General features: G+C 36.2%; 20 protein-coding genes. All 20 read left to right on the top strand.

Features of this window, described 5'->3' with window-relative positions; all coding sequences use genetic code 11:
• Positions 1-55 precede the first annotated feature (55 nt).
• The 20 genes from ACIQ4I_RS15995 to rapZ all read left to right on the top strand — a co-directional run bounded on the left by ACIQ4I_RS15995 (position 56) and on the right by rapZ (position 20,037).
• Positions 56-2,029: a S9 family peptidase gene (locus ACIQ4I_RS15995; protein ID WP_403097783.1), complete on the top strand. Its 1,974-nt coding sequence runs from the start codon at positions 56-58 to the stop codon at positions 2,027-2,029.
• A gap of 156 nt (positions 2,030-2,185) precedes the next feature.
• The gene (locus ACIQ4I_RS15990) at positions 2,186-2,833 is read left to right on the top strand and encodes a DedA family protein (RefSeq protein WP_403097780.1); all 648 of its coding nucleotides are present in this window, start codon (positions 2,186-2,188) and stop codon (positions 2,831-2,833) included.
• 563 nt (positions 2,834-3,396) lie between these two features.
• Positions 3,397-4,629, top strand: a complete 1,233-nt coding sequence (locus tag ACIQ4I_RS15985) for an EAL and HDOD domain-containing protein (protein ID WP_403097777.1) — start codon at positions 3,397-3,399, stop codon at positions 4,627-4,629.
• 266 nt (positions 4,630-4,895) lie between these two features.
• The gene (gene cccB, locus ACIQ4I_RS15980; protein ID WP_403097775.1) at positions 4,896-5,255 is read left to right on the top strand and encodes a cytochrome c551; all 360 of its coding nucleotides are present in this window, start codon (positions 4,896-4,898) and stop codon (positions 5,253-5,255) included.
• Between the two features lie 401 nt (positions 5,256-5,656).
• A complete protein-coding gene (gene hprK, locus ACIQ4I_RS15975) occupies positions 5,657-6,586 on the top strand; it encodes an HPr(Ser) kinase/phosphatase (RefSeq protein WP_403097999.1) in 930 nt (309 codons plus the stop codon).
• Between the two features lie 45 nt (positions 6,587-6,631).
• Complete coding sequence (lgt, locus tag ACIQ4I_RS15970) at positions 6,632-7,441, top strand: prolipoprotein diacylglyceryl transferase (protein WP_403097772.1); 810 nt, start codon at positions 6,632-6,634, stop codon at positions 7,439-7,441.
• A gap of 430 nt (positions 7,442-7,871) precedes the next feature.
• Positions 7,872-8,531, top strand: coding sequence for a pyrophosphatase PpaX (gene ppaX, locus ACIQ4I_RS15965; RefSeq protein ID WP_403097770.1), 660 nt, complete (start codon positions 7,872-7,874; stop codon positions 8,529-8,531).
• A complete protein-coding gene (locus tag ACIQ4I_RS15960; protein WP_403097768.1) occupies positions 8,524-9,048 on the top strand; it encodes an acyltransferase in 525 nt (174 codons plus the stop codon). Before ppaX ends, ACIQ4I_RS15960 begins: the two co-directional genes overlap by 8 nt.
• A 119-nt stretch (positions 9,049-9,167) precedes the next feature.
• Positions 9,168-10,337, top strand: a complete 1,170-nt coding sequence (locus ACIQ4I_RS15955; RefSeq protein WP_403097766.1) for an ATP phosphoribosyltransferase regulatory subunit — start codon at positions 9,168-9,170, stop codon at positions 10,335-10,337.
• Complete coding sequence (gene hisG / locus ACIQ4I_RS15950; protein ID WP_403097765.1) at positions 10,330-10,953, top strand: ATP phosphoribosyltransferase; 624 nt, start codon at positions 10,330-10,332, stop codon at positions 10,951-10,953. Before ACIQ4I_RS15955 ends, hisG begins: the two co-directional genes overlap by 8 nt.
• A gap of 14 nt (positions 10,954-10,967) precedes the next feature.
• Positions 10,968-12,248, top strand: coding sequence for a histidinol dehydrogenase (hisD, locus tag ACIQ4I_RS15945; RefSeq protein ID WP_403097764.1), 1,281 nt, complete (start codon positions 10,968-10,970; stop codon positions 12,246-12,248).
• A gap of 1 nt (position 12,249) precedes the next feature.
• On the top strand, positions 12,250-12,840 hold the full coding sequence (hisB, locus tag ACIQ4I_RS15940) for an imidazoleglycerol-phosphate dehydratase HisB (RefSeq protein WP_403097763.1): 591 nt from the start codon (positions 12,250-12,252) through the stop codon (positions 12,838-12,840).
• Positions 12,837-13,484, top strand: a complete 648-nt coding sequence (hisH, locus tag ACIQ4I_RS15935; protein WP_403097761.1) for an imidazole glycerol phosphate synthase subunit HisH — start codon at positions 12,837-12,839, stop codon at positions 13,482-13,484. Before hisB ends, hisH begins: the two co-directional genes overlap by 4 nt.
• Positions 13,481-14,218, top strand: a complete 738-nt coding sequence (gene hisA / locus ACIQ4I_RS15930) for a 1-(5-phosphoribosyl)-5-[(5-phosphoribosylamino)methylideneamino]imidazole-4-carboxamide isomerase (RefSeq protein WP_403097760.1) — start codon at positions 13,481-13,483, stop codon at positions 14,216-14,218. The genes hisH and hisA overlap by 4 nt, the downstream gene beginning before the upstream one ends.
• Complete coding sequence (hisF, locus tag ACIQ4I_RS15925) at positions 14,218-14,976, top strand: imidazole glycerol phosphate synthase subunit HisF (protein WP_403097757.1); 759 nt, start codon at positions 14,218-14,220, stop codon at positions 14,974-14,976. Before hisA ends, hisF begins: the two co-directional genes overlap by 1 nt.
• Positions 14,973-15,593, top strand: coding sequence for a bifunctional phosphoribosyl-AMP cyclohydrolase/phosphoribosyl-ATP diphosphatase HisIE (gene hisIE, locus ACIQ4I_RS15920; RefSeq protein WP_403097755.1), 621 nt, complete (start codon positions 14,973-14,975; stop codon positions 15,591-15,593). Before hisF ends, hisIE begins: the two co-directional genes overlap by 4 nt.
• 81 nt (positions 15,594-15,674) lie before the next feature.
• The gene (locus ACIQ4I_RS15915; RefSeq protein ID WP_403097752.1) at positions 15,675-17,195 is read left to right on the top strand and encodes a tetratricopeptide repeat protein; all 1,521 of its coding nucleotides are present in this window, start codon (positions 15,675-15,677) and stop codon (positions 17,193-17,195) included.
• 92 nt (positions 17,196-17,287) lie between these two features.
• A complete protein-coding gene (gene trxB / locus ACIQ4I_RS15910) occupies positions 17,288-18,235 on the top strand; it encodes a thioredoxin-disulfide reductase (protein WP_403097750.1) in 948 nt (315 codons plus the stop codon).
• 445 nt (positions 18,236-18,680) lie between these two features.
• Positions 18,681-19,163 carry an NUDIX domain-containing protein gene (locus ACIQ4I_RS15905; protein WP_403097748.1) on the top strand — a complete coding sequence of 161 codons (483 nt, stop codon included), beginning with the start codon at positions 18,681-18,683 and terminating at the stop codon, positions 19,161-19,163.
• Positions 19,156-20,037: an RNase adapter RapZ gene (gene rapZ, locus ACIQ4I_RS15900; protein WP_403097745.1), complete on the top strand. Its 882-nt coding sequence runs from the start codon at positions 19,156-19,158 to the stop codon at positions 20,035-20,037. The genes ACIQ4I_RS15905 and rapZ overlap by 8 nt, the downstream gene beginning before the upstream one ends.
• Positions 20,038-20,040: the final 3 nt, after the last annotated feature.

The raw sequence follows: 20,040 nt of genomic DNA, 5'->3' as shown, positions 1-20,040 counted from the left end.
TGAGTTATAGTGAAATTACAGTATCCAATAAAGTTATAGAAAGGGAGTAAATGGAATGAAAAGAACGATTCAAAAAGAAGATTTATACAATTTAACTTCAGTATCATCACCTGTATTGTCACCAAATGGTAGGGAAGCAATTGCTATTCGCACAATTATGGATCAAGAAAAAAATAAATACCTATCCTATTTGATTCATATTGATGTTGATTCAAATGAAGTAACTCAATGGACATTCAGCGAAGAACGAATTTCAGCACTTACCTGGTCACCAGATGGAAAATCAATTGCATTTTTATCCACAAGAAATAAGCAAAAACAACTATTTATTCTTTCGAAAAATGGGGGAGAGGCAAAACAAATTACCAAGTTTGCAGATGGCGTAAATTCATATCTATGGGATCCAAAAAATGAAAAAGTTTGGTTTACTGCAAATGTTCAAGAGGGCAAGGAATTCACAGATGAAAAAGTAGAGAAAAAAGATGAGTTTCCTACAGCATATGTTGTAGAGGGTATGCAATATAAAAGAAATGGCGTTGGCTTGATTTCGCAAAAAAGTTATAGTCAAATTGGAAATGTAAATCTTGTAGATAATCATGTATCACGTTTTATAACAGATACATATGATTATAGTTTGCAAGCTATTTCTTATGACGGTCGTTCTCTTGTAGTAGGTGTTAATCGTGCAGATGATAAAGACAATGATTGGCATTCGCCAATAATATTAATCGATATCGAAACAAAGAAGGAAACAGTAATTGCTAATGAAGAAGGATATTTCGGCGGTGCTACTTTTTCTTTAGATGGTCGTTATATTGCATTTGAAGGTAGTAACTTTACATATAGAAATGCTGGCCAAGCATCACTTTACATTTACGATGTGGATCAACAATACTACTGGAATTTAACTGAATCACTAGATTTACCAATAGGTGATTATTCAGTGGGAGATCTCCAACAAAGTGTGACAGCTCCAAGTTTAGTTTGGACTGAAGCAAATGATCTATACTTCCAGTTATCAACTTCAGGTGATGTGCGTTTATATTATGCAACATTAGAAGGTGCTATTTATCCTGCAAGTCCTGAAGATGAACATATCTATGGTTATGATGTGTCAGGAGACGGAAAGACAGCCTTATTAGCTATAAGTAATCCAGTTTTCCCTGGGGAATTAATTAAATATGATATTGCACTTGGAGAAAGACAGCAAATTACACATTTTAATGACGCATGGTTAGATGAAGTGAACGTTGTCAAACCACAACCGATTACGTATGAAGGATATAATGGTTGGACAATTCAAGGTTGGTTGATGAAACCTGCTAATTATGTAGAAGGTGAAAAATATCCATTGATTGTTGAAATTCATGGTGGACCACATACAATGTATGCCAATACATTCTTCCATGAATTACAGGTATTAGCGGCACAAGGATATGGCATATTGTATGTAAATCCACGTGGTAGTCATAGTTATAGCCAACAATTTGTTGATGCATGTCGTAATGATTATGGTGGCGGTGATTATGAAGATATTATGGCAGGATTAGATTATGTTCTTGAACAAAATGATTGGATCGATGAATCACGTTTGGGCGTTACCGGCGGTAGTTATGGTGGCTTTATGACAAACTGGATTGTAGGACATACAAATCGGTTCAAAGCAGCTGTCACACAACGTTCTATTTCGAACTGGATTAGTTTCTTTGGTGTGTCTGATATTGGATACTATTTTACGGAGTGGCAAATTGGTAAAGACATGAACGATGTAGAGACATTATGGAAACATTCACCGTTGAAGTATGCTAAGAATATTGAAACCCCTTTACTCATTTTACATGGTGAAAAAGATGACCGTTGTCCAATAGAACAAGCTGAACAGCTATATATCACGCTGAAATCTATGGGGAAAGAAACTCAATTTGTGCGTTTCCCAAATGCTGATCATAACTTATCTAGAGTAGGAATCCCAAACTTAAGACAACAACGCTTAGAGCAAATCGTAGATTGGTTTAAAAAATATCTTTAATAATTTAATTGTAAATTTAGTGTAAAGTTGATTTGGATTTAGCAACTTTCCTTCTACTCAATCGTTACTATTAAAGTAAATAGGTTTGTAAACCGTGACAGGAAATAGATATAACTGTATGATGTATAAGAATATTAAGGATTGTGAGTGGAAGTAATGTTTGATCTGATACGAAATCTGTTTGATTTTATTATGCATATTGATGTGCATTTAAAAGACATAGTTACCCAATATCATGGTTGGGTATACGGAATTGAATTTTTAATCGTATTTATCGAAACTGGTGTAGTCATCTTGCCGTTTTTACCAGGTGATTCGCTGTTATTTGCAAGTGGTGCTCTAGCAGCTTTTGGTGCATTAAATTTATGGATTACACTAGCTGTATTTTTTGTAGCAGCAGTTTTAGGTGATACTTTAAACTATGAAATTGGACATAAGGTAGGTAAGTCCATTCCAGAAAATAGCTTTTTAGGACGCGTTATTAATAAAGAACGTATGCAAAAAGCACAAGATTTCTTTGACAAACATGGTGGTAAAACAATTGTGATAGCAAGATTTATGCCTGTCATTCGGACTTTCATACCATTTATTGCAGGTGCAAGTAAGATGCGCTATCGTCATTTTATTGTATATAATATTACGGGCGCATTCTTATGGGTGTTAGTCGGAGTATTAAGTGGATATTTCTTCGGTAATATACCATTTGTCAAAAATAACTTCTCAACAGTTATTTTAGCTATTATTTTTGTATCAATATTACCAGCTATTATTGGTATCCTACGCACAAAAATAAAAAAATCATAAGTAAATTAAACATCTCTTACTACTATTTTAGGTACTAGTTTCCAAAATATTAGCAAAGAGATGTTTTTATTTATTTAATAATTTTAGCTAAACGATACGATGGTCACGTGTTCTTGCTACTTATAAAGTACATTTTTCGCTTATAATCCCTCTTTTAAAAGTTGGAATAATTCACTTATCACTAATATAATTGAAAATTATATAATTGAGTCAATTTCATAATGCAAAATTCATATAAAATATACGAACATCTAATTATATACAATTTTGTTCATTGTGGAGCGAAAGACGGCGACTCCTACGGGATAAGCTTGAGCTGAAAGCCCCGCAGGAACGATTTTAAGGAACAAAGCCTAAGAACGCCACGTCCTGTGGCAACGGCTTCGTGACCAACATCGTGTTGGCCCGAGGAGATTGAAGCCAAGCCCGTGGAAAGCGCCGTCTGTAGCGGAACATCAAATCTGAATATGAATTAATGAAAGTGATTCAATTGAAATAAGTTAATCAACTTACTTGAAAAAAATGCTATAATATTAGTAAAAATGTAGTGAAGGAGAAAATCGATGGAGGTTTTCATTGGCAGACAACCAATTTTCAACACCCTAGAACAAGTCTATTCATATGAATTATTATATAGAAATGGGAATGGGAAAAATGAATTTCCAGACATTGATTCAGATCTAGCAACAGTTGATGTCATTATCAATTCGTTCTTTTCAATTGGCTTTGAGGAATTGGCAAATGGTAGACCATGCTTTATCAATTTTACTGAAAATCTATTAATGAGTGATATTTTCGATCAGCTTAATCCTTCGCAAGTTGTCGTTGAAATTCTTGAAGATGTACCAATTACGGAAAAGTTAATACGACGCGTGAAAGAACTAAAAGAAAAAGGCTATCGAATTGCTTTAGATGATTTTATTATGCAAGATGATGTCAAATATTATCGAGAATTATTTAAATATACAGATATTATTAAAGTCGATTTTTATATTTCTACTAAAGAAAAAAGGCATCAAATTGAAGAACGAGTAAAGAAGGAATTTCCCCATATTGCATTGCTTGCAGAAAAAGTTGAAACTAGGGAACAATATCAAGAGGCAATTCAAATAGGTTATAAATTATTCCAAGGTTATTTCTTCATGCAACCACAAATTATTCGCGGAAATGAAATTCCTGCGAATTTATTGCAATATTACCGAGTTATTGCGTTGCTTCGTATGGAAGACCCTGATATTGATCAAATAGCTGAGGGAATCGAGCACGACATAGCTTTGTCCTATAAACTCATGCAATTAATCAATTCTTCATCAAAACGTTCGAAATCTAAAATTCGATCGATTAAGCAAGCAATATTGCATTTAGGATTAGAGGATTTAAAGAAATGGATATACATTTTGACCTATCGTGAATCTCAAAAATACAATTCAGCTGGTACGTTTGATGAGCTAATGAAAACTTGTTTATGCCGTGCGAAAATGTGTGAATTATTGGCGAAATATAACAGAAAACGAAATACGTCAGAGTATTTTTTAGTTGGAATGTTTTCATTGATAGATGCGCTGTTGCAAAGACCGATGAATAATATTCTGATGAAGTTACCATTATCAGATGAAGTGATAGAAACTATATCAGGAAGTAGCTCAATCATGCAACCTTATCTTCAATTAACGATTGCTTTAGAGCGTATGGATATAAAAATGGTTAATGAAATTGCTGAAGATTTGGAAATTAATATTGATGATGTCTTAGAAATATCAAAAGCAGCAAATAAGTGGTCAAATACAATTTGCTAGAGAAATTAGATTCAAAAATAAAACAACAATTCGACACAATATAAATACAAAAATTGTATATAAATAAGGCATATACTTATATATATATTCCAATGTTAAGGGTGTGAAAACCTTAATAAGTGTAAAATATATTGCGAATAGACTTTCTTGATAGTTCCATCGGCATAAAAGAGACACAAATACATAAATTAGTCAGGTTTAATTTATACTTGAATTTGGTATACTTACTACGTAAGTTATTACAAATTTTTATAGGAGGGTTCTTCATGAAAAAAGCACTACTTGCAATGTTACTCGGTTCTGCATTAGTATTAGGCGCTTGTGGTACTACTAATAAAACCACAACGAACGAAACTACAACTACAAAGGATCAAACAGCAAATAATACAACAACCACCGAAACGACAAAAGTTGATGCCGAAGCAGTGGCAAAACAAAAATGTATCTCTTGTCACGGTAACAATTTAGAAGGCTCTGTAGGTCCAGATTTGAGAAAAATCGGTGCTACCCTATCAGAAAGTCAAATCAAAGATGTTTTGAAAAATGGTAAAGGTAATATGCCTGCTGGTTTAGTTTCTGGCGATGAATTAGACGCTGTAGCTAAATGGCTTTCTGAAAAAAAATAAGATATTTTTAACTAGCTTTCATTGAGGGGAAAGCTAGTTTTTTTATTGTGATGATTACTGATAAGTCGGGTAAGGAGAAACTTATCCGGCTTTTTTAGATATTATGATTAAAGAGATAGTGGGGTGCTGGGCTAAACGAGAGTGTTCCGCTTTAAATTTATGCCAGTCACACGTCAGCTCCTCGGGGGTCCGCAGGATGAGGCCCGATAGCCGTTGCCACACGAGGTGGCGAACTTAGGCAACTTTCCTATAACTCAACCATTTGAGGAAAAAGCGCATCTTCAGGTTGAGAACATTTACCTGTCGGAGCTAAACGGGCGTGTTCCTCTTTAAATTTTATGCTAAAATATGTTCATGTTGTTTCTATTTATGGTTATTCGGAAGGTGGAGTGATGATGGCTTTGGATCAGGTTTGTACGAAAGATATAATGGAAGTATTGAATCTGAAGCTTATTAGTGGTGAGGAAGGAATCGGTCGACATATTTTAACGAGCGATATTTCACGCCCAGGTCTTGAAATGGCGGGTTATTTTACACATTATCCTGCCAAACGTGTGCAACTTTTAGGGAAAACAGAACTATCGTTTTTTGATATGTTATCCCGGGAAGTTCAATTTGATCGAATGAATAAGCTATGTTCTCAAGATACACCTGCAATTATTATCTCACATGATATGGAAGTACCAGAAGCTTTAATAATAGCTTCTGAAGAACATCATGTACCTGTATTAAAGACAAAATTGCCAACAACTCGTTTCTCAAGTTTGTTGACAAATTATTTAGAAAGTCGTTTAGCACCAACAACAGCTGTTCATGGTGTGTTAGTCGATATATATGGAATTGGTGTCTTAATCACAGGTAAAAGTGGAGTAGGGAAAAGTGAAACAGCACTTGAGCTTGTAAAAAAAGGACATCGCCTTGTTGCAGATGACTGTGTAGAAATTCGCCAAGAAGGAGAAAATACATTAGTCGGAAATGCACCTCCGTTAATCGCTCATTTACTCGAAATACGTGGAATCGGCATCATTGATATTATGACGTTGTTTGGAGCTAGTGCAGTTCGAAAACATAAGAGAATATCATTAGTAATAGATTTAGAAACATGGGATTCTGACAAAACGTATGACCGTTTAGGCTTAGAGACAGAAACGATGAAAATTATTGATACAGAGCTACCTAAGTTAACAGTTCCGGTGCGACCTGGACGAAACTTATCTGTTATTATAGAAGTTGCCGCAATGAACCATCGCTTAAAGAATTTAGGTATCAATGCAGCAGAAGAATTTTCACGTAGATTAGATAGTGTCATTGAAGCAAAAGATGAAGTATAACTAGATTTGTTTTGCTAGTAGGGCTGAAAGGAGTAACAGATTATTATGGATTCAATTTTAATGGCTATTAATCCAGTTGCACTGCAACTTGGTCCAATCTCAGTACGCTGGTATGGTGTCATCATTGCCTGCGGGATAATTGTTGCCTACTTTGTAGGACAAAGAGAGATGGTGAAGAGAGGTTTTGGAGAAGATCTTTTAACAGATCTACTTATTTGGGCAGTACCAATTTCAATTATTTGCGCTCGTATATATTATGTTACGTTTGAATGGCCATATTATTCTTCGCACCCAAGTGAAATTATTAAGATTTGGCACGGCGGTATAGCAATACATGGTGCTATTATCGGTGCCTTAATTACCGCTTTTGTTTTCACTAAAAAACGAGGCATTAGCTTCTGGAAAATCGTTGATATATTAGCTCCATCCCTAATCATTGGTCAAATTATTGGTCGTTGGGGTAATTTTATGAACCAAGAAGCATACGGCGGTATAGTAGATCGCTCATTTTTAGAAGGACTTCATTTACCAAACTGGCTTATTGAGCAAATGAATGTCAATGGTTTCTATCATCAACCAACATTTTTATATGAATCTTCATGGAATTTAGTTGGTTTAATTATTTTACTACTACTTCGTAAAGCGAACTTACGTCGTGGAGAAATATTCCTAACTTATATTATTTGGTATTCATTTGGACGTTTCTTTATCGAAGGTTTGAGAACAGATAGTTTACTAATCGGTAATTTACGTATAGCACAAATCGTATCATTAGTTGGCATAGTAGTAGGTGTTATTTTAATCATCTATCGCAGACTAACTATCAAACCACCAGTTCGATATAAAGATCAATAAAGTGAAACTTCTATCAGTGGGGGTTTTCTTCATCCCCACTGAAAAAAGAACTCAGTTTAATTTCGCCACGTCCTGTGGCAAAAACTGAGTGTCCAACATCCTGTTGGACCGAACCAATCTGACTTTTACGGGTAGTTATCCCCCCACCTATCTTCTTTGCTTTTCTCTCAATCTTGAGGTTGGTGGTATTACTGCCCGTTACTGCGGTATAAAAATCATATATGAAATATTCGCCGATATTGCTATGGGTTATATCTCTGATTTCCTTGATTACAAGGATTTAGGGTCTCTGTAGTGATACGGCGATTTGTTTATTTAGGAAAATATATAATGAAACTCAAGTGATATATCAGTCAATTTAATGGAAATAAATTTTTATCTTTGTAATAATATTTCCATATTCTATTCGACAAAAAAGGGGTTGTATCTGATGACAACTAAAAATATAAAAGGATTACTATTCGACTTTGACGGTACATTATTAGACACAAATGAACTAATTATACAAACTTTTTTCCATGTGCTAGAACCGGAATTTCCCGGGAAATTTACAAGAGATGACATGATTCCGTTTATTGGACCATCATTAATGGAATCATTTTCTACAATTGATTCCATGAGAGCAGAGGAATGGGTTCGACAATATCACCGATGGAACGACGAACACCATGATGAATTAGCAAAAGAATTCGAAGGCGTGAAATCAACATTATTCGTTTTACGAGAAAAAGGGATTCGATTAGCGATAGTCTCGACTAAAGGTTTAGACTCTTTATCAAAAGGGATTCGTCTATTAGGTATTGAAGACTTATTTGAAGTTGTAGTGAGTATGGATGATGTGAAACATGTCAAACCTGATCCAGAGCCTATACTTTTAGCTCTAAAAAAAATGCATTTAGAAAAAGATGATGTTTTGATGATCGGAGATAACTCACATGATATAGTTGGTGGTCAAAATGCTGGAGTTAGAACAGCAGGAGTGGCTTGGTCCATGAAAGGGGAAGAATTCTTAATGCAATTCAAACCGGATTATATGTTGCATCGCATGTCTGATTTAATAACAATCGTAGAGGAGCAAGCCAATGCGTAGAACAGAAAGGTATTCAGTGTCAGAATGTACGTCATTATGGCAAATTTATAAAACAGTATCTTTTTGGAAAGTAGTTAAATGTTTCATTGTTATAGAAATTGCCCGTTATACACCGTTTCTATCTGTAAAGAACTGGTTGTATCGTACTTTTTTAAATATGGAAGTGGGAGAAAAGACAGCATTTGCTTTAAAGGTAACGCCCGATACCATGTTTCCCGAACGAATTAAAGTGGGAAGTGATACGATTATCGGTTTTAATACAACAATTCTAGCTCATGAATACTTGATAAATGAATATCGGCTAGGAGATGTAGTAATTGGGGATCGTGTCATGATAGGAGCAAATTCTACAATTTTACCAGGTGTTGTGATTGGAGATGATGCCATTATTTCTGCCATGACATTAGTGAACAAAGATGTACCTCCAGGCGCATTTGCAGGTGGAAACCCAATGCGTATTATCTATACAAAAGAAGAAATGGCTCTGAAAGAATCAGTTAATTCTAAAAAGTCATAACTTATGGATAAGTTTGTCGTGGGTACTTGACTTCGTGTTTTTCTTATTATAGAATACTTTCATACATCATTACTCTAACACTCTAGCAAGATAAAGTATATGGATTAGGAAGTGTAAAAATGTCACCAATTCGAAAGTTTGAAAAACCGCTTGGAATGCGCGATACATTTCCAAAGATTTTTGAAAAGAAAGAAGTTATTCGACAAACTGGTAGTGAATTTCTTCGTTTAAGAGGATTCGACTTTATACAGACACCAACACTTGAGTATTACGATACAGTTGGTAAAGCTTCGGCAATTATGGATCCTTCACTCTTTAAACTAGTAGATAGTCAAGGTAATACATTAGTACTTCGTCCAGATATGACGACACCTATTGCACGTGTAGCTTCTTCTAAATTATTAAAAGAGAAAATTCCATTACGTCTTTCTTATTTTGCCAATGTCTTCCGTGCACAGCAATTAGAAGGTGGACGTCCTGCAGAATTTGAACAAATGGGAATTGAAATTATAGGCGATTCATCTGTATATGCAGATGCTGAAGTCATCTTAACTGCTATCCAATTATTAAAAGCATTAGGAGTAGAAGAATTTAAGCTAACAATTGGCAATGCAGGTATTTTGAATTCCGTTATCAAAAAGAATGTACAAAACGAAAAACAGTTTGCGGAATTACATAGCTTGCTTGTATACAAAAATGTCGTAGGTTTTGAGGAAGCAGTTGTATCCTATAACTTACCGACTGAAAATGAGCAAACATTATTATCCTTTATCGAAGATGCTTCAGAGATGAAAAGCATTCGAGAGATTGCAAAATATGTATATGAAAAAGATGCATTTATTTATATGGAACAATTAGCATCCATTTTAGAAATAGCGGATGCTACTTCATATATTGCTTTTGACTTTACATTAGCAAGTCATATGAATTATTACACAGGTATGCTTTTCGAAGTATTCGCAACTGGGTCAGGTTTCCCTCTTGGAAACGGTGGAAGATATGACGGATTACTACAGGAATTTGGCACAGAAGTTGGAGCCATTGGATTTGGTCTTCGAGTAGATCATTTATTGGAAGTGATTTCTCAGAAAGAGGAAGACAACGATGAAGTTCTTGTATTATTTGTAGCACCACAACTCTCTGAAGCACTTGCCACAGCTGAAAAACTGCGTACACAAGGGAAACGTACAACATTGCAATCGATGGAAGGCTTAGATAATTTAACAGCATTTGAAAATCATTTTGCAGAAGTTGTACGAATTGGGCAAGGAGGAATCATTCATGAATGAGTTAACAATTGCCATGCCAAAAGGTCGTATTTTCGAGGAAGCCTATGAAATGTTAATAGAGGCAGGTTTCGAATTACCTGAAAATGTAGAAATGTCACGCAAGTTAGTGATTGAAATACCGCGAGAAAAAATACGCTTTATATTAGCCAAACCGATGGATGTTCCCACTTATGTAGAACACGGTGTAGCGGATATTGGAATAGCAGGAAAAGATGTTTTACTAGAACAACATCGAGAAGTACATGAATTACTTGATTTGAATATTAGTAAATGTCATATTGCTTCTGCTGGATTACCTGATACAACATTAAATGACATTGCACCTCGCATTGCGACCAAATATCCAACTGTAGCTTCGGATTACTATCGTGAAAAAGGGGAACAAGTAGAAATCATTGAGTTAAACGGTTCTATTGAATTAGCTCCAATAATTGGTCTTGCAGATCGCATCGTAGATATTGTATCTACAGGCCAAACATTAAAGGAAAATGGACTTATCGAATATGAATTTATCACAGATGTTTCATCAAGATTAATTGCTAATCCAGTAAGTTATCGTATGAAAAATGAACGGATTCTAGATTTAGTGAAACGACTCAAAAAATGTGTGAAATGAGAGAAGGATTTGCTATGAAAATTGAAGCATTAACAGATACGATTTCATTAAAAAGACCATTAGAAGGTGGTAACGAAGAACAGTTAAAAACAGTTCGTCAAGTGTTAGCCGATGTACGGGCAAAGGGAGATGCAGCAGTTAAAGCCTATAGTAAAAAATGGGATGGTATCGCACTTGATCACTTACGTGTAACCGAGCAAGAAATTAAAGAAGCTGTCGCATCATTAGATTCTCAGTTAGTACAAGATTTAACAGAAGCAGCTTCAAATATTCGATTATATCATGAACAACAAAAACGTAATGGTTATCAATTAAATCTCGCAAATGGATCATGGCTAGGTCAACGTATTTTACCAATCGCTTCTGTAGGCTTATATGTTCCTGGTGGTTCAGCAGCTTATCCTTCCTCTGTTTTAATGAATGTTATTCCAGCCCAAGTTGCAGGTGTTGAACGAATCGTTTTAGCGACACCTTGTAATAAAGATGGTAAGCTTCCAGCTGCAGTATTGACAGCTGCCTCTATTTTAGGAATTGAAGAAATCTATAAAATGGGTGGAGCTCAAGCGATAGGAGCACTTGCTTATGGTACTGAAACGATTCAAGCAGTAGATAAAATTACTGGACCAGGGAATATTTTCGTAGCATTAGCAAAAAGAGAAGTATTCGGCGAAGTTGCAATCGATATGATCGCAGGACCAAGTGAAATTGCCATTATTGCGGATGAATCCGCTTATGCAGATGAAATCGCTGCAGATTTACTTTCACAAGCAGAGCATGACGCAATGGCATGTCCAATTCTAGTAACAACAAGTGAACATCTTGCTGAGAACGTACAAACCCAAGTGGAAGAACAGTTACAATCATTACCACGTATGGCTATTGCAAAACAATCTGTTGAAAACTTTGGACGAATCTATATTGCAGAATCAATGCAACAAGCAATACAAGCGATCAATCAATTAGCACCTGAACATTTAGAAATTGTCACTGCGGATGCACAAAAAGTGAGTGAACAAATTCAAAATGCAGGTGCCATTTTCTTAGGGAGATATAGCTCAGAACCAGTCGGTGATTATTTTGCGGGTACGAACCACGTATTACCAACAAATAGTACTGCACGTTTTGCAAGTGGGTTAAATGTGGATGATTTTATCAAAAAAACAAGCGTTGTGTATTATACAGAAAAAACATGGGCCGAAAATGCACCGAAAATTGCAAGACTAGCTCGTTTGGAAGGATTAGAAGGACATGCAAGAGCAGTAGAATCACGCGGATGGGGAAAAGGAGAGGAATAGGATGGCGCGCTACGCAAAAATAGAACGTAAGACAAACGAAACTCAGATAGCTGTTGAAATCGATTTAGACGGTGAAGGAAAAGCCACAGTCGAAACAGGTGTACCTTTTATGGACCATATGCTTGACCTTTTCATGAAGCATGGCCTTTTTAATGGCAAAATCGAAGCGCATGGAGATACAGAAATTGACGATCACCATACTACGGAAGACTTAGGTATTGTGCTTGGCCAAGCGATTAAACAAGCACTAGGTGATAAAAAAGGAATAAAACGTTATGGTAATGCATTTGTACCAATGGATGATGCACTTGCACAAGTGGTAATTGATTGTTCAAATCGCCCACATTTAGAATTCCGTGCAGAAATTCCAGCTCAGAAAGTTGGCACATTTGACACTGAACTTGTACATGAATTCCTATGGAAATTTGCATTAGAAGCTCGTATGAATGTCCATGTTATCGTTCCTTATGGACATAATTCGCACCATATTATTGAAGCTATTTTCAAAGCATTAGCGAGAGCCCTTGATGATGCTGTTCAAATTGATCCACGTGTTAAAGGGGTACCGTCAACGAAGGGGTTGTTAACATGAAAATCGGTGTGATTGATTATGGAATGGGGAATCTTTTTAGCGTTGAACAAGCGATTAAGCGTTTAGGATGTGAAGTTGTTATTTCTGCAGATCAACAAAGCTTATTGCAATGTGATGCACTTATACTTCCTGGTGTTGGTGCATTTCAGGATGCTATGAAGAAATTGCAAGATACGGGTCTTGTGTCACTATTTAAAGAAGTAATCGCAACGAAAAAACCTCTCCTTGGTATTTGTTTAGGAATGCAACTTTTATTTGAGAGAAGTGAAGAAAATGGATTTTGGCAAGGGCTAGGTATTTTTAATGGCTGTATTAAACAATTTTCAGGTAAAGATGCTTCAGGAAAATCATATCGAGTACCTCATATGGGGTGGAATGATTTGCAATTTGCTAAAACCCCAACTTGGTTAGAGAAATTACCAATGGAACGCTATGTCTATTTCGTGCATTCATATTTCGCAACAGAAATGGACGAGGGAGATCTAGTTGCTTTTGCGGAGTATGGAGATATTAAAGTTCCTGGTATCGTGCAAAAAGAATTCGTGACAGGTATGCAATTCCATCCTGAAAAATCAGGTGAATGTGGCGTTTATTTATTACAACAATGGCTTCGTGCAGTAGCGAAAGGGGTTGCCGTATCATGAGTTCAATTCAAATATTTCCAGCCATCGATATGAGAGGTGGAAAATGTGTACGACTATTTAAAGGAGACTATGAACGAGAAACTGTCTATGCAGACTCTCCATTCGAAATGGCAAAGAGTTTTGCAGAGGCAGGTGCAAGCTTTGTACATATGGTGGATCTAGATGGTGCGAAAGATGGAAAACGTACACACGCTGCAGAAGTTATTCGTGTGGCAAAAGAGTTACCACTAAAGGTTCAAATCGGTGGCGGTATACGTTCCGAAGAAGATGTTCGTTATTACCTAGAAAATGATGTGGATCGTGTGATTATCGGAAGCTTAGCTATCCGTGAGCCAGAACTAGTAAAAGGCTTTATCAAAGAATTTGGGCCAGAACGAATTGTGATTGGTTTAGATGCAAAAGATGGTATGGTCGCAACTCATGGTTGGATTGAAACCTCTGATCAATCAGCTATTGAAGTCGGTCAAAATTTTGCGAAAGCTGGCGCAAAGTATTTTATTTTCACTGATATTGCAACAGATGGTACACTAGCAGGTCCAAATATTGAAGCAAATATTCAATTAGCACAAAAAACAGGCGCTGAAATCATTGTGTCTGGTGGTATTAGTGCATTAGAAGATATTGCGAAGGTTAAGGCTGCAGCGCAAAATTCGACAGTTAGTGGCGTTATTATAGGTAAAGCCTTATATGCAGGACGCTTTACTCTACAAGAGGCTTTGAAGGAGGCAGAATAATGCTTACGAAACGAATTATTCCATGTCTAGATGTCAAAGAGGGCCGCGTTGTTAAAGGTGTTCAATTTGTTTCGCTTCGTGATGCTGGAGATCCGGTTGAACTAGCAAAATTTTATAACGAACAAGGTGCAGATGAACTAGTATTCCTAGATATTTCAGCTTCACATGAAGGCCGTGAAACGATGGTCGATGTAGTCCGTAAAACAGCGTCAACTCTTGCTATTCCATTTACAGTAGGTGGTGGTATCAGAACGCTCGAAGATATGAAACGTTTGCTACGTGCTGGTGCAGACAAAGTATCGATTAATTCCTCAGCGATTATTCGCCCTGAACTGATAAAAGAAGGCGCTGATTATTTCGGTGCACAATGTATTGTTGTTGCCATTGATGCAAAATGGAGCGAAGAAGATGGTACATGGATGGTCTATACGCATGGTGGACGAAATAAGACTGATAAAGAAGCAGTAGCGTGGGCTAAGGAGGCTGTCGCACTTGGTGCAGGTGAATTACTAGTAACAAGTATGGATCAGGACGGAGAAAAGAAAGGATTCGATTTGCCATTAACAAAAGCAATCCGTGAGGCGGTAAATGTACCAATTATCGCAAGTGGTGGTGCAGGGAAATCGAATGATTTTTATGAAGTGTTACATGACGTTGATGCCGATGCAGCATTAGCCGCTTCGATCTTTCATTATAAAGAGACAAGTGTTGCAGAAGTGAAAGTCAGCCTAAGACAAAAAGGAGTGGCAGTAAGATGATTGAAAATCTTAAATTTGATGATAAAGGTTTAATCACAGTAGTTGTTCAAGATGTACAAACAAAAGAAGTTTTAACAGTAGCATATATGAATAAGGAATCACTAGAAAAAACAATCGACACAGGTGAAACATGGTTCTTCAGTCGTTCAAGACAAGAACTTTGGCATAAAGGTGAAACAAGTGGTAACACTCAAAAGGTAGTTGCAATGCGTGCAGATTGTGATCTAGATGCTTTAGTTGTGGAAGTTTTACCAAAAGGACCAGCTTGCCATAACGGAACAGTTTCTTGTTTCACTGAAGTTATTAAGGAAAAAGATCCTTCAATTGGCTCATTAGATATTTTGGAAACATTGAAAAATGTCATTAGTGGCCGTGAAGAAGAAATGCCTGAAGGTGCTTATACAACGTATTTATTTAATGAAGGTGTCGATAAAATTTGTAAAAAAGTCGGCGAAGAAGCAACAGAAGTCGTAATTGCTTCAAAAAATCGCGACTCTGAAGAATTAAAATGGGAAGCAGCGGATTTAATTTATCATTTATTAGTGCTACTACAAGAGCAAAAATTAGATATGTACGAAGTTTTAGGAGTTCTTCAAAAACGCCATGAAAAACACTAAACTATGTTATAATATAGGATACTATGTCTAAGGAACGTCTAATAACGTTCCTTATTGTTTTTCGGAGGAAAATTTTAGGATATGAAAAGTGAAAAAAATACTCGAAAAAATGTTGTGTCCTTTATTCCAAATGGTGAATTTTATTATAAAAAAGCAGTACAAGCTTTAAATCGTGATCAAGAAGAAAAAGCTCTAAAATATTTGCGCAGAGCAGTTGAACTTAGCCCAGAGGATTCCTTAATATTACTACAATATGCTATCGTCGAGATGGATGCTGGTCGTATAGATCACGCACTAGAATTATTAAGAAAAGCAAATGAACTTGATCCGAATGAGCCTGAAATATTATTGTTTTTAGCGGAAGCATCTGCACAAGTAGGTTTGACTGAGGATGCAAAGTATTTTGCTGAAGAATATTTACGCCTTGATGAAATGGGAGAGTATGCAGATGAGGCAATAGAAATAATCGATTTTGCCACATCAATGGAGGAAAGTACATTCACTGGAAATTCATTGAATCGTGAAGCTGTTTACTTACAAGAAAAGGCAAGGAAATTAATGGAGCAAGGGAAGCTAGATGAAGCGATTGAGATTTTAGAAAACATCATAGCAGATCAACCTGACTTCTGGGCAGCCTATAATAATTTATCACTTGCTTTTTTTTATAAAGGTGATTCTGAGCAAGCGAGAGCATTATTACATGAAGTATTACATGGGAACTATGGGAATTTACATGCTCTATGCAATTTAACGGTAATGGCTTATTACGAAAAAGATGAAGAGGAATTACAAGCATTAACAGAATTACTTGTGAAACTTAGTCCTTTTTCTTTTGAACAACGATATAAGCTGGGTGCAACTCTTGCCCTGATTGGTTGTTATGAGGATGCTTACAAATGGTTGCAAAGTATGAAACGACAGGGCTTTGAAGGAGATCCGGGTTATTATTTTTGGCTTTCTCATGCAGCTTATTTCTCTGGATATGAAAAAGAAGCAAGATTAACTTGGGCTAAATTAATAGAAATTGACCCTGAAAAAGTAGGTTATGAACCTTGGTCTATGCAAGATGAAGTGTTTGATCCTGATTCGATTGAGGTAAATCGTGATTTTATCGTGGGGAAATTAGAGAGCGAATATAGAAGTGAACGTTTATTGGGGATATTTTTGGTCGGAAAATCACCACATCAACAAGAAATTCTCGCACATCCAAGTTGGGTTCAAATCGATAATTATTCAGCGATTGAAAAGCTGTTTTTAGCCTATACACTAGACCATGATTTTCTTGAAGATGATGGCACATTAAAGCCGTTTTTGCGCTCTATAGAAGTTTTAGAAATCTTATACAATGACGTAAAACCGTTAAAATTAAATGACTCTTTTTTATTCCAAATGTGGTTTGTATTATGTGAACGTGCATTAGAGGATGGCTATGCATTCAAGAATCCTAATGCGCTGGCTGCCGCTACTGAATATATGTATAAATCATCACGTATGAAAAATGTTACCAAAAAGTCTATCGCAACATATTATGGTATTTCTCCAGCTACATTAACAAAATATGTGAACGAATTAATACAGTATTTACCTCTTTTCGATAAGTAATTCCTTTTTCTAAGGCAGATATCTTGTCATAATCAGTGGCTATAATCTAAGATTAATACTAATGAAACAGGAACAACTTAGGAGGAACAGATATGACCGAAGAAAAAATTTATGATGTTGTGATTATAGGTGCCGGACCTGCAGGTATGACTGCAGCAGTTTATACTTCACGTGGCAACCTTTCTACTTTAATGTTAGAACGAGGAATCCCAGGTGGACAAATGGCCAACACAGAAGAAGTTGAAAACTACCCAGGTTTTGAATCTATTTTAGGACCTGAATTATCTACTAAAATGTTTGAACATGCAAAAAAATTCGGTGCAGAATATGCTTATGGTGATGTCACTGAAATCATCGATGGAGAAGAGTACAAAACCATCAAAGCAGGTTCAAAAGAATATAAAACACGTGCAATCATTATTACAACAGGTGCAGAATATAAAAAAATGGGTGTACCAGGTGAAAAAGAACTTGGTGGCCGTGGAGTCAGCTATTGTGCAGTATGTGATGGTGCATTCTTTAAGAATAAAAACCTGATCGTTGTAGGCGGCGGGGACTCTGCAGTAGAGGAAGGCATGTACTTAACTCGTTTTGCTGACAAAGTAACAATCGTACATCGTCGAGATAAATTACGTGCACAAAAGATTATTCAAGATCGTGCATTTGCAAATGAGAAAATAGATTTTATCTGGAATAATACTGTTAAAGAAGTAAATGAAAAGGACGGTAAAGTAGGTAGCGTAACACTTGTTTCTACTGTTGATGGTACTGAACAAGAAGTACAGGCTGACGGTGTATTTATTTATATCGGAATGTTGCCACTTACAAAACCATTCGAAAACCTAGGAATTCTAAACGAAGCCGGCTACATCAAAACGAATGCGGAAATGGAAACGTCTGTACCAGGTATTTATGCTGCTGGTGATGTACGTGACAAAACATTACGACAAATCGTTACGGCAACTGGTGATGGAAGTATCGCTGCTCAAGTTGTTCAACAATACGTTGAAGAACTAAAAGAGAAATTTGTAATCAAATAATCTTTTTAACGTGTTCTTAATACACTTGTCATATAGCTGAAATAATGATTGTGTATAGTAAATAAGGTAATAACCCCTTTTTATTATAGGAATATTGTTGTGGCTGTTTCTATCGGTTCCCTCGACTGACAGAAACAGCCTCTTTTTATTACTTAAACTGTAAGAAAATGGTTATTATAACCTTAACGTGCTTTACTTTGAAGCTTAATTGATAACGAATGTGGTAAGAAGTATAGCATAAGTATTCAACACTGTTTCGGCCATCCAAGTAGTGCGAATGCCCGTCTGAGTGGCAATAAACACATTAGTTAAGTAATGTTAACATTCCAGTGATTATTTGAATTAAATCATCTGAAATTGTGTATTTAGATTATTCCTTTGTACTCGGACAGTGGAAAAATGTATAATAAAGATTATAAGAATTGTTAGAAATGAGGTGTCGTGTGTGCAGAGAATCGCCAATTTATTAGTCAAAAAAGACGACAAAGTACTTTTATTAAAGAAGCCACGACGCGGTTGGTATGTTGCACCTGGAGGGAAAATTGAAAGTGGAGAGTCTATTTTCGAAGCAGCAAGTCGTGAATTTCGAGAAGAGACAGGCACTACTGCGATGAAACCACATCTAAAAGGCGTTTACACAATGGTCATTAGACGTGGAGAAGAAGTAGTGAATGAGTGGATGCTTTTCACTTTTGTAGCAGAGGATTTACAAGGAATACCATATAAAGAAACACGTGAAGGTGTATTAGAATGGCACCCTATAGAGGATCTCAAGCATTTACCAATGGCAGAAGGAGATCGCACGAACTTATTATTTGCAGTTGAACAATCTGGTACACAATATGGAACTTTTACATATACAGAAGAATTCCAATTGTTAGAAGAAAAAATACAGATATCGTGTGAAGGGGATGGATGGAATGCCTAGTCCACAGTCAGTAAACGAGTTAATTATTATAACGGGAATGTCTGGTGCAGGAAAATCAGTAGCTATTCGAAGTTTTGAAGACTTGGGTTATTATTGTATAGATAATTTACCACCAGCTTTATTACCGACTTTTTTAAATTTAATGAAAGAATCTAAAAAAGAAATTTCTCGTATTGCGGCTGTAATGGACTTGCGTGGTGGTGATTTCTTCTCATCATTAATTGAGGCATTGGATCGTATTGAACGAGAAGACCTTGTTGCAACTAAGATATTATTTCTAGATGCAGATGATGAAACGTTAGTGAGTCGATACAAGGAAACGCGTCGCTCACATCCACTATCTGAAAATGGTTTACCACTAACCGGAATTCATCATGAACGTGAGCTTTTAGCGGATGTCAAAGAACGTGCTCAATATATTTATAATACATCAAGTATGAAACCAAGAGAATTACGTCAACGGATTATTGCACAATTTTCAGGTGTAGATTCTCGAAAATTCACAGTGAATGTCATGTCTTTTGGATTCAAATATGGCATGCCAATCGATGCAGATTTGGTTTTCGACATCCGTTTTTTACCAAACCCATATTATATTGAGGAACTACGACCTAAAACGGGATTAGATGAGGAAGTTTCATCATATGTATTAAAGTATGAGGAAACAAACACGTTAATAGATAAATTAATGGATTTGTTTGAATTTATGATACCGCTTTATAAAAAAGAAGGGAAAACGCAATTAATCATTGCCTTTGGATGCACAGGTGGACAACATCGTTCGGTTACTTTAGCAGAATACTTTGGCAGCCACCTTGATCAACATGCTCCGACAGTGATTACCCATCGCGATATTGCAAAGAGAAAGGGATAACCT

Source organism: Rummeliibacillus sp. NPDC094406 (assembly GCF_044763875.1).
In the GTDB taxonomy this organism is placed as follows: domain Bacteria; phylum Bacillota; class Bacilli; order Bacillales_A; family Planococcaceae; genus Rummeliibacillus.
The sequence above is the reverse complement of the archived record's forward strand: the minus strand, read 5'-3'. Positions and strand labels throughout refer to the sequence as shown.

Coding starts and splice junctions, on each gene's coding strand:
- ACIQ4I_RS15995 (WP_403097783.1), top strand. CDS start 56: ATGAAAAGAACGATTCAAAAAGAAGATTTATACAATTTAACTTCAGTA.
- ACIQ4I_RS15990 (WP_403097780.1), top strand. CDS start 2,186: ATGTTTGATCTGATACGAAATCTGTTTGATTTTATTATGCATATTGAT.
- ACIQ4I_RS15985 (WP_403097777.1), top strand. CDS start 3,397: ATGGAGGTTTTCATTGGCAGACAACCAATTTTCAACACCCTAGAACAA.
- cccB (WP_403097775.1), top strand. CDS start 4,896: ATGAAAAAAGCACTACTTGCAATGTTACTCGGTTCTGCATTAGTATTA.
- lgt (WP_403097772.1), top strand. CDS start 6,632: ATGGATTCAATTTTAATGGCTATTAATCCAGTTGCACTGCAACTTGGT.
- ppaX (WP_403097770.1), top strand. CDS start 7,872: ATGACAACTAAAAATATAAAAGGATTACTATTCGACTTTGACGGTACA.
- ACIQ4I_RS15960 (WP_403097768.1), top strand. CDS start 8,524: ATGCGTAGAACAGAAAGGTATTCAGTGTCAGAATGTACGTCATTATGG.
- ACIQ4I_RS15955 (WP_403097766.1), top strand. CDS start 9,168: ATGTCACCAATTCGAAAGTTTGAAAAACCGCTTGGAATGCGCGATACA.
- hisG (WP_403097765.1), top strand. CDS start 10,330: ATGAATGAGTTAACAATTGCCATGCCAAAAGGTCGTATTTTCGAGGAA.
- hisD (WP_403097764.1), top strand. CDS start 10,968: ATGAAAATTGAAGCATTAACAGATACGATTTCATTAAAAAGACCATTA.
- hisB (WP_403097763.1), top strand. CDS start 12,250: ATGGCGCGCTACGCAAAAATAGAACGTAAGACAAACGAAACTCAGATA.
- hisH (WP_403097761.1), top strand. CDS start 12,837: ATGAAAATCGGTGTGATTGATTATGGAATGGGGAATCTTTTTAGCGTT.
- hisA (WP_403097760.1), top strand. CDS start 13,481: ATGAGTTCAATTCAAATATTTCCAGCCATCGATATGAGAGGTGGAAAA.
- hisF (WP_403097757.1), top strand. CDS start 14,218: ATGCTTACGAAACGAATTATTCCATGTCTAGATGTCAAAGAGGGCCGC.
- hisIE (WP_403097755.1), top strand. CDS start 14,973: ATGATTGAAAATCTTAAATTTGATGATAAAGGTTTAATCACAGTAGTT.
- ACIQ4I_RS15915 (WP_403097752.1), top strand. CDS start 15,675: ATGAAAAGTGAAAAAAATACTCGAAAAAATGTTGTGTCCTTTATTCCA.
- trxB (WP_403097750.1), top strand. CDS start 17,288: ATGACCGAAGAAAAAATTTATGATGTTGTGATTATAGGTGCCGGACCT.
- rapZ (WP_403097745.1), top strand. CDS start 19,156: ATGCCTAGTCCACAGTCAGTAAACGAGTTAATTATTATAACGGGAATG.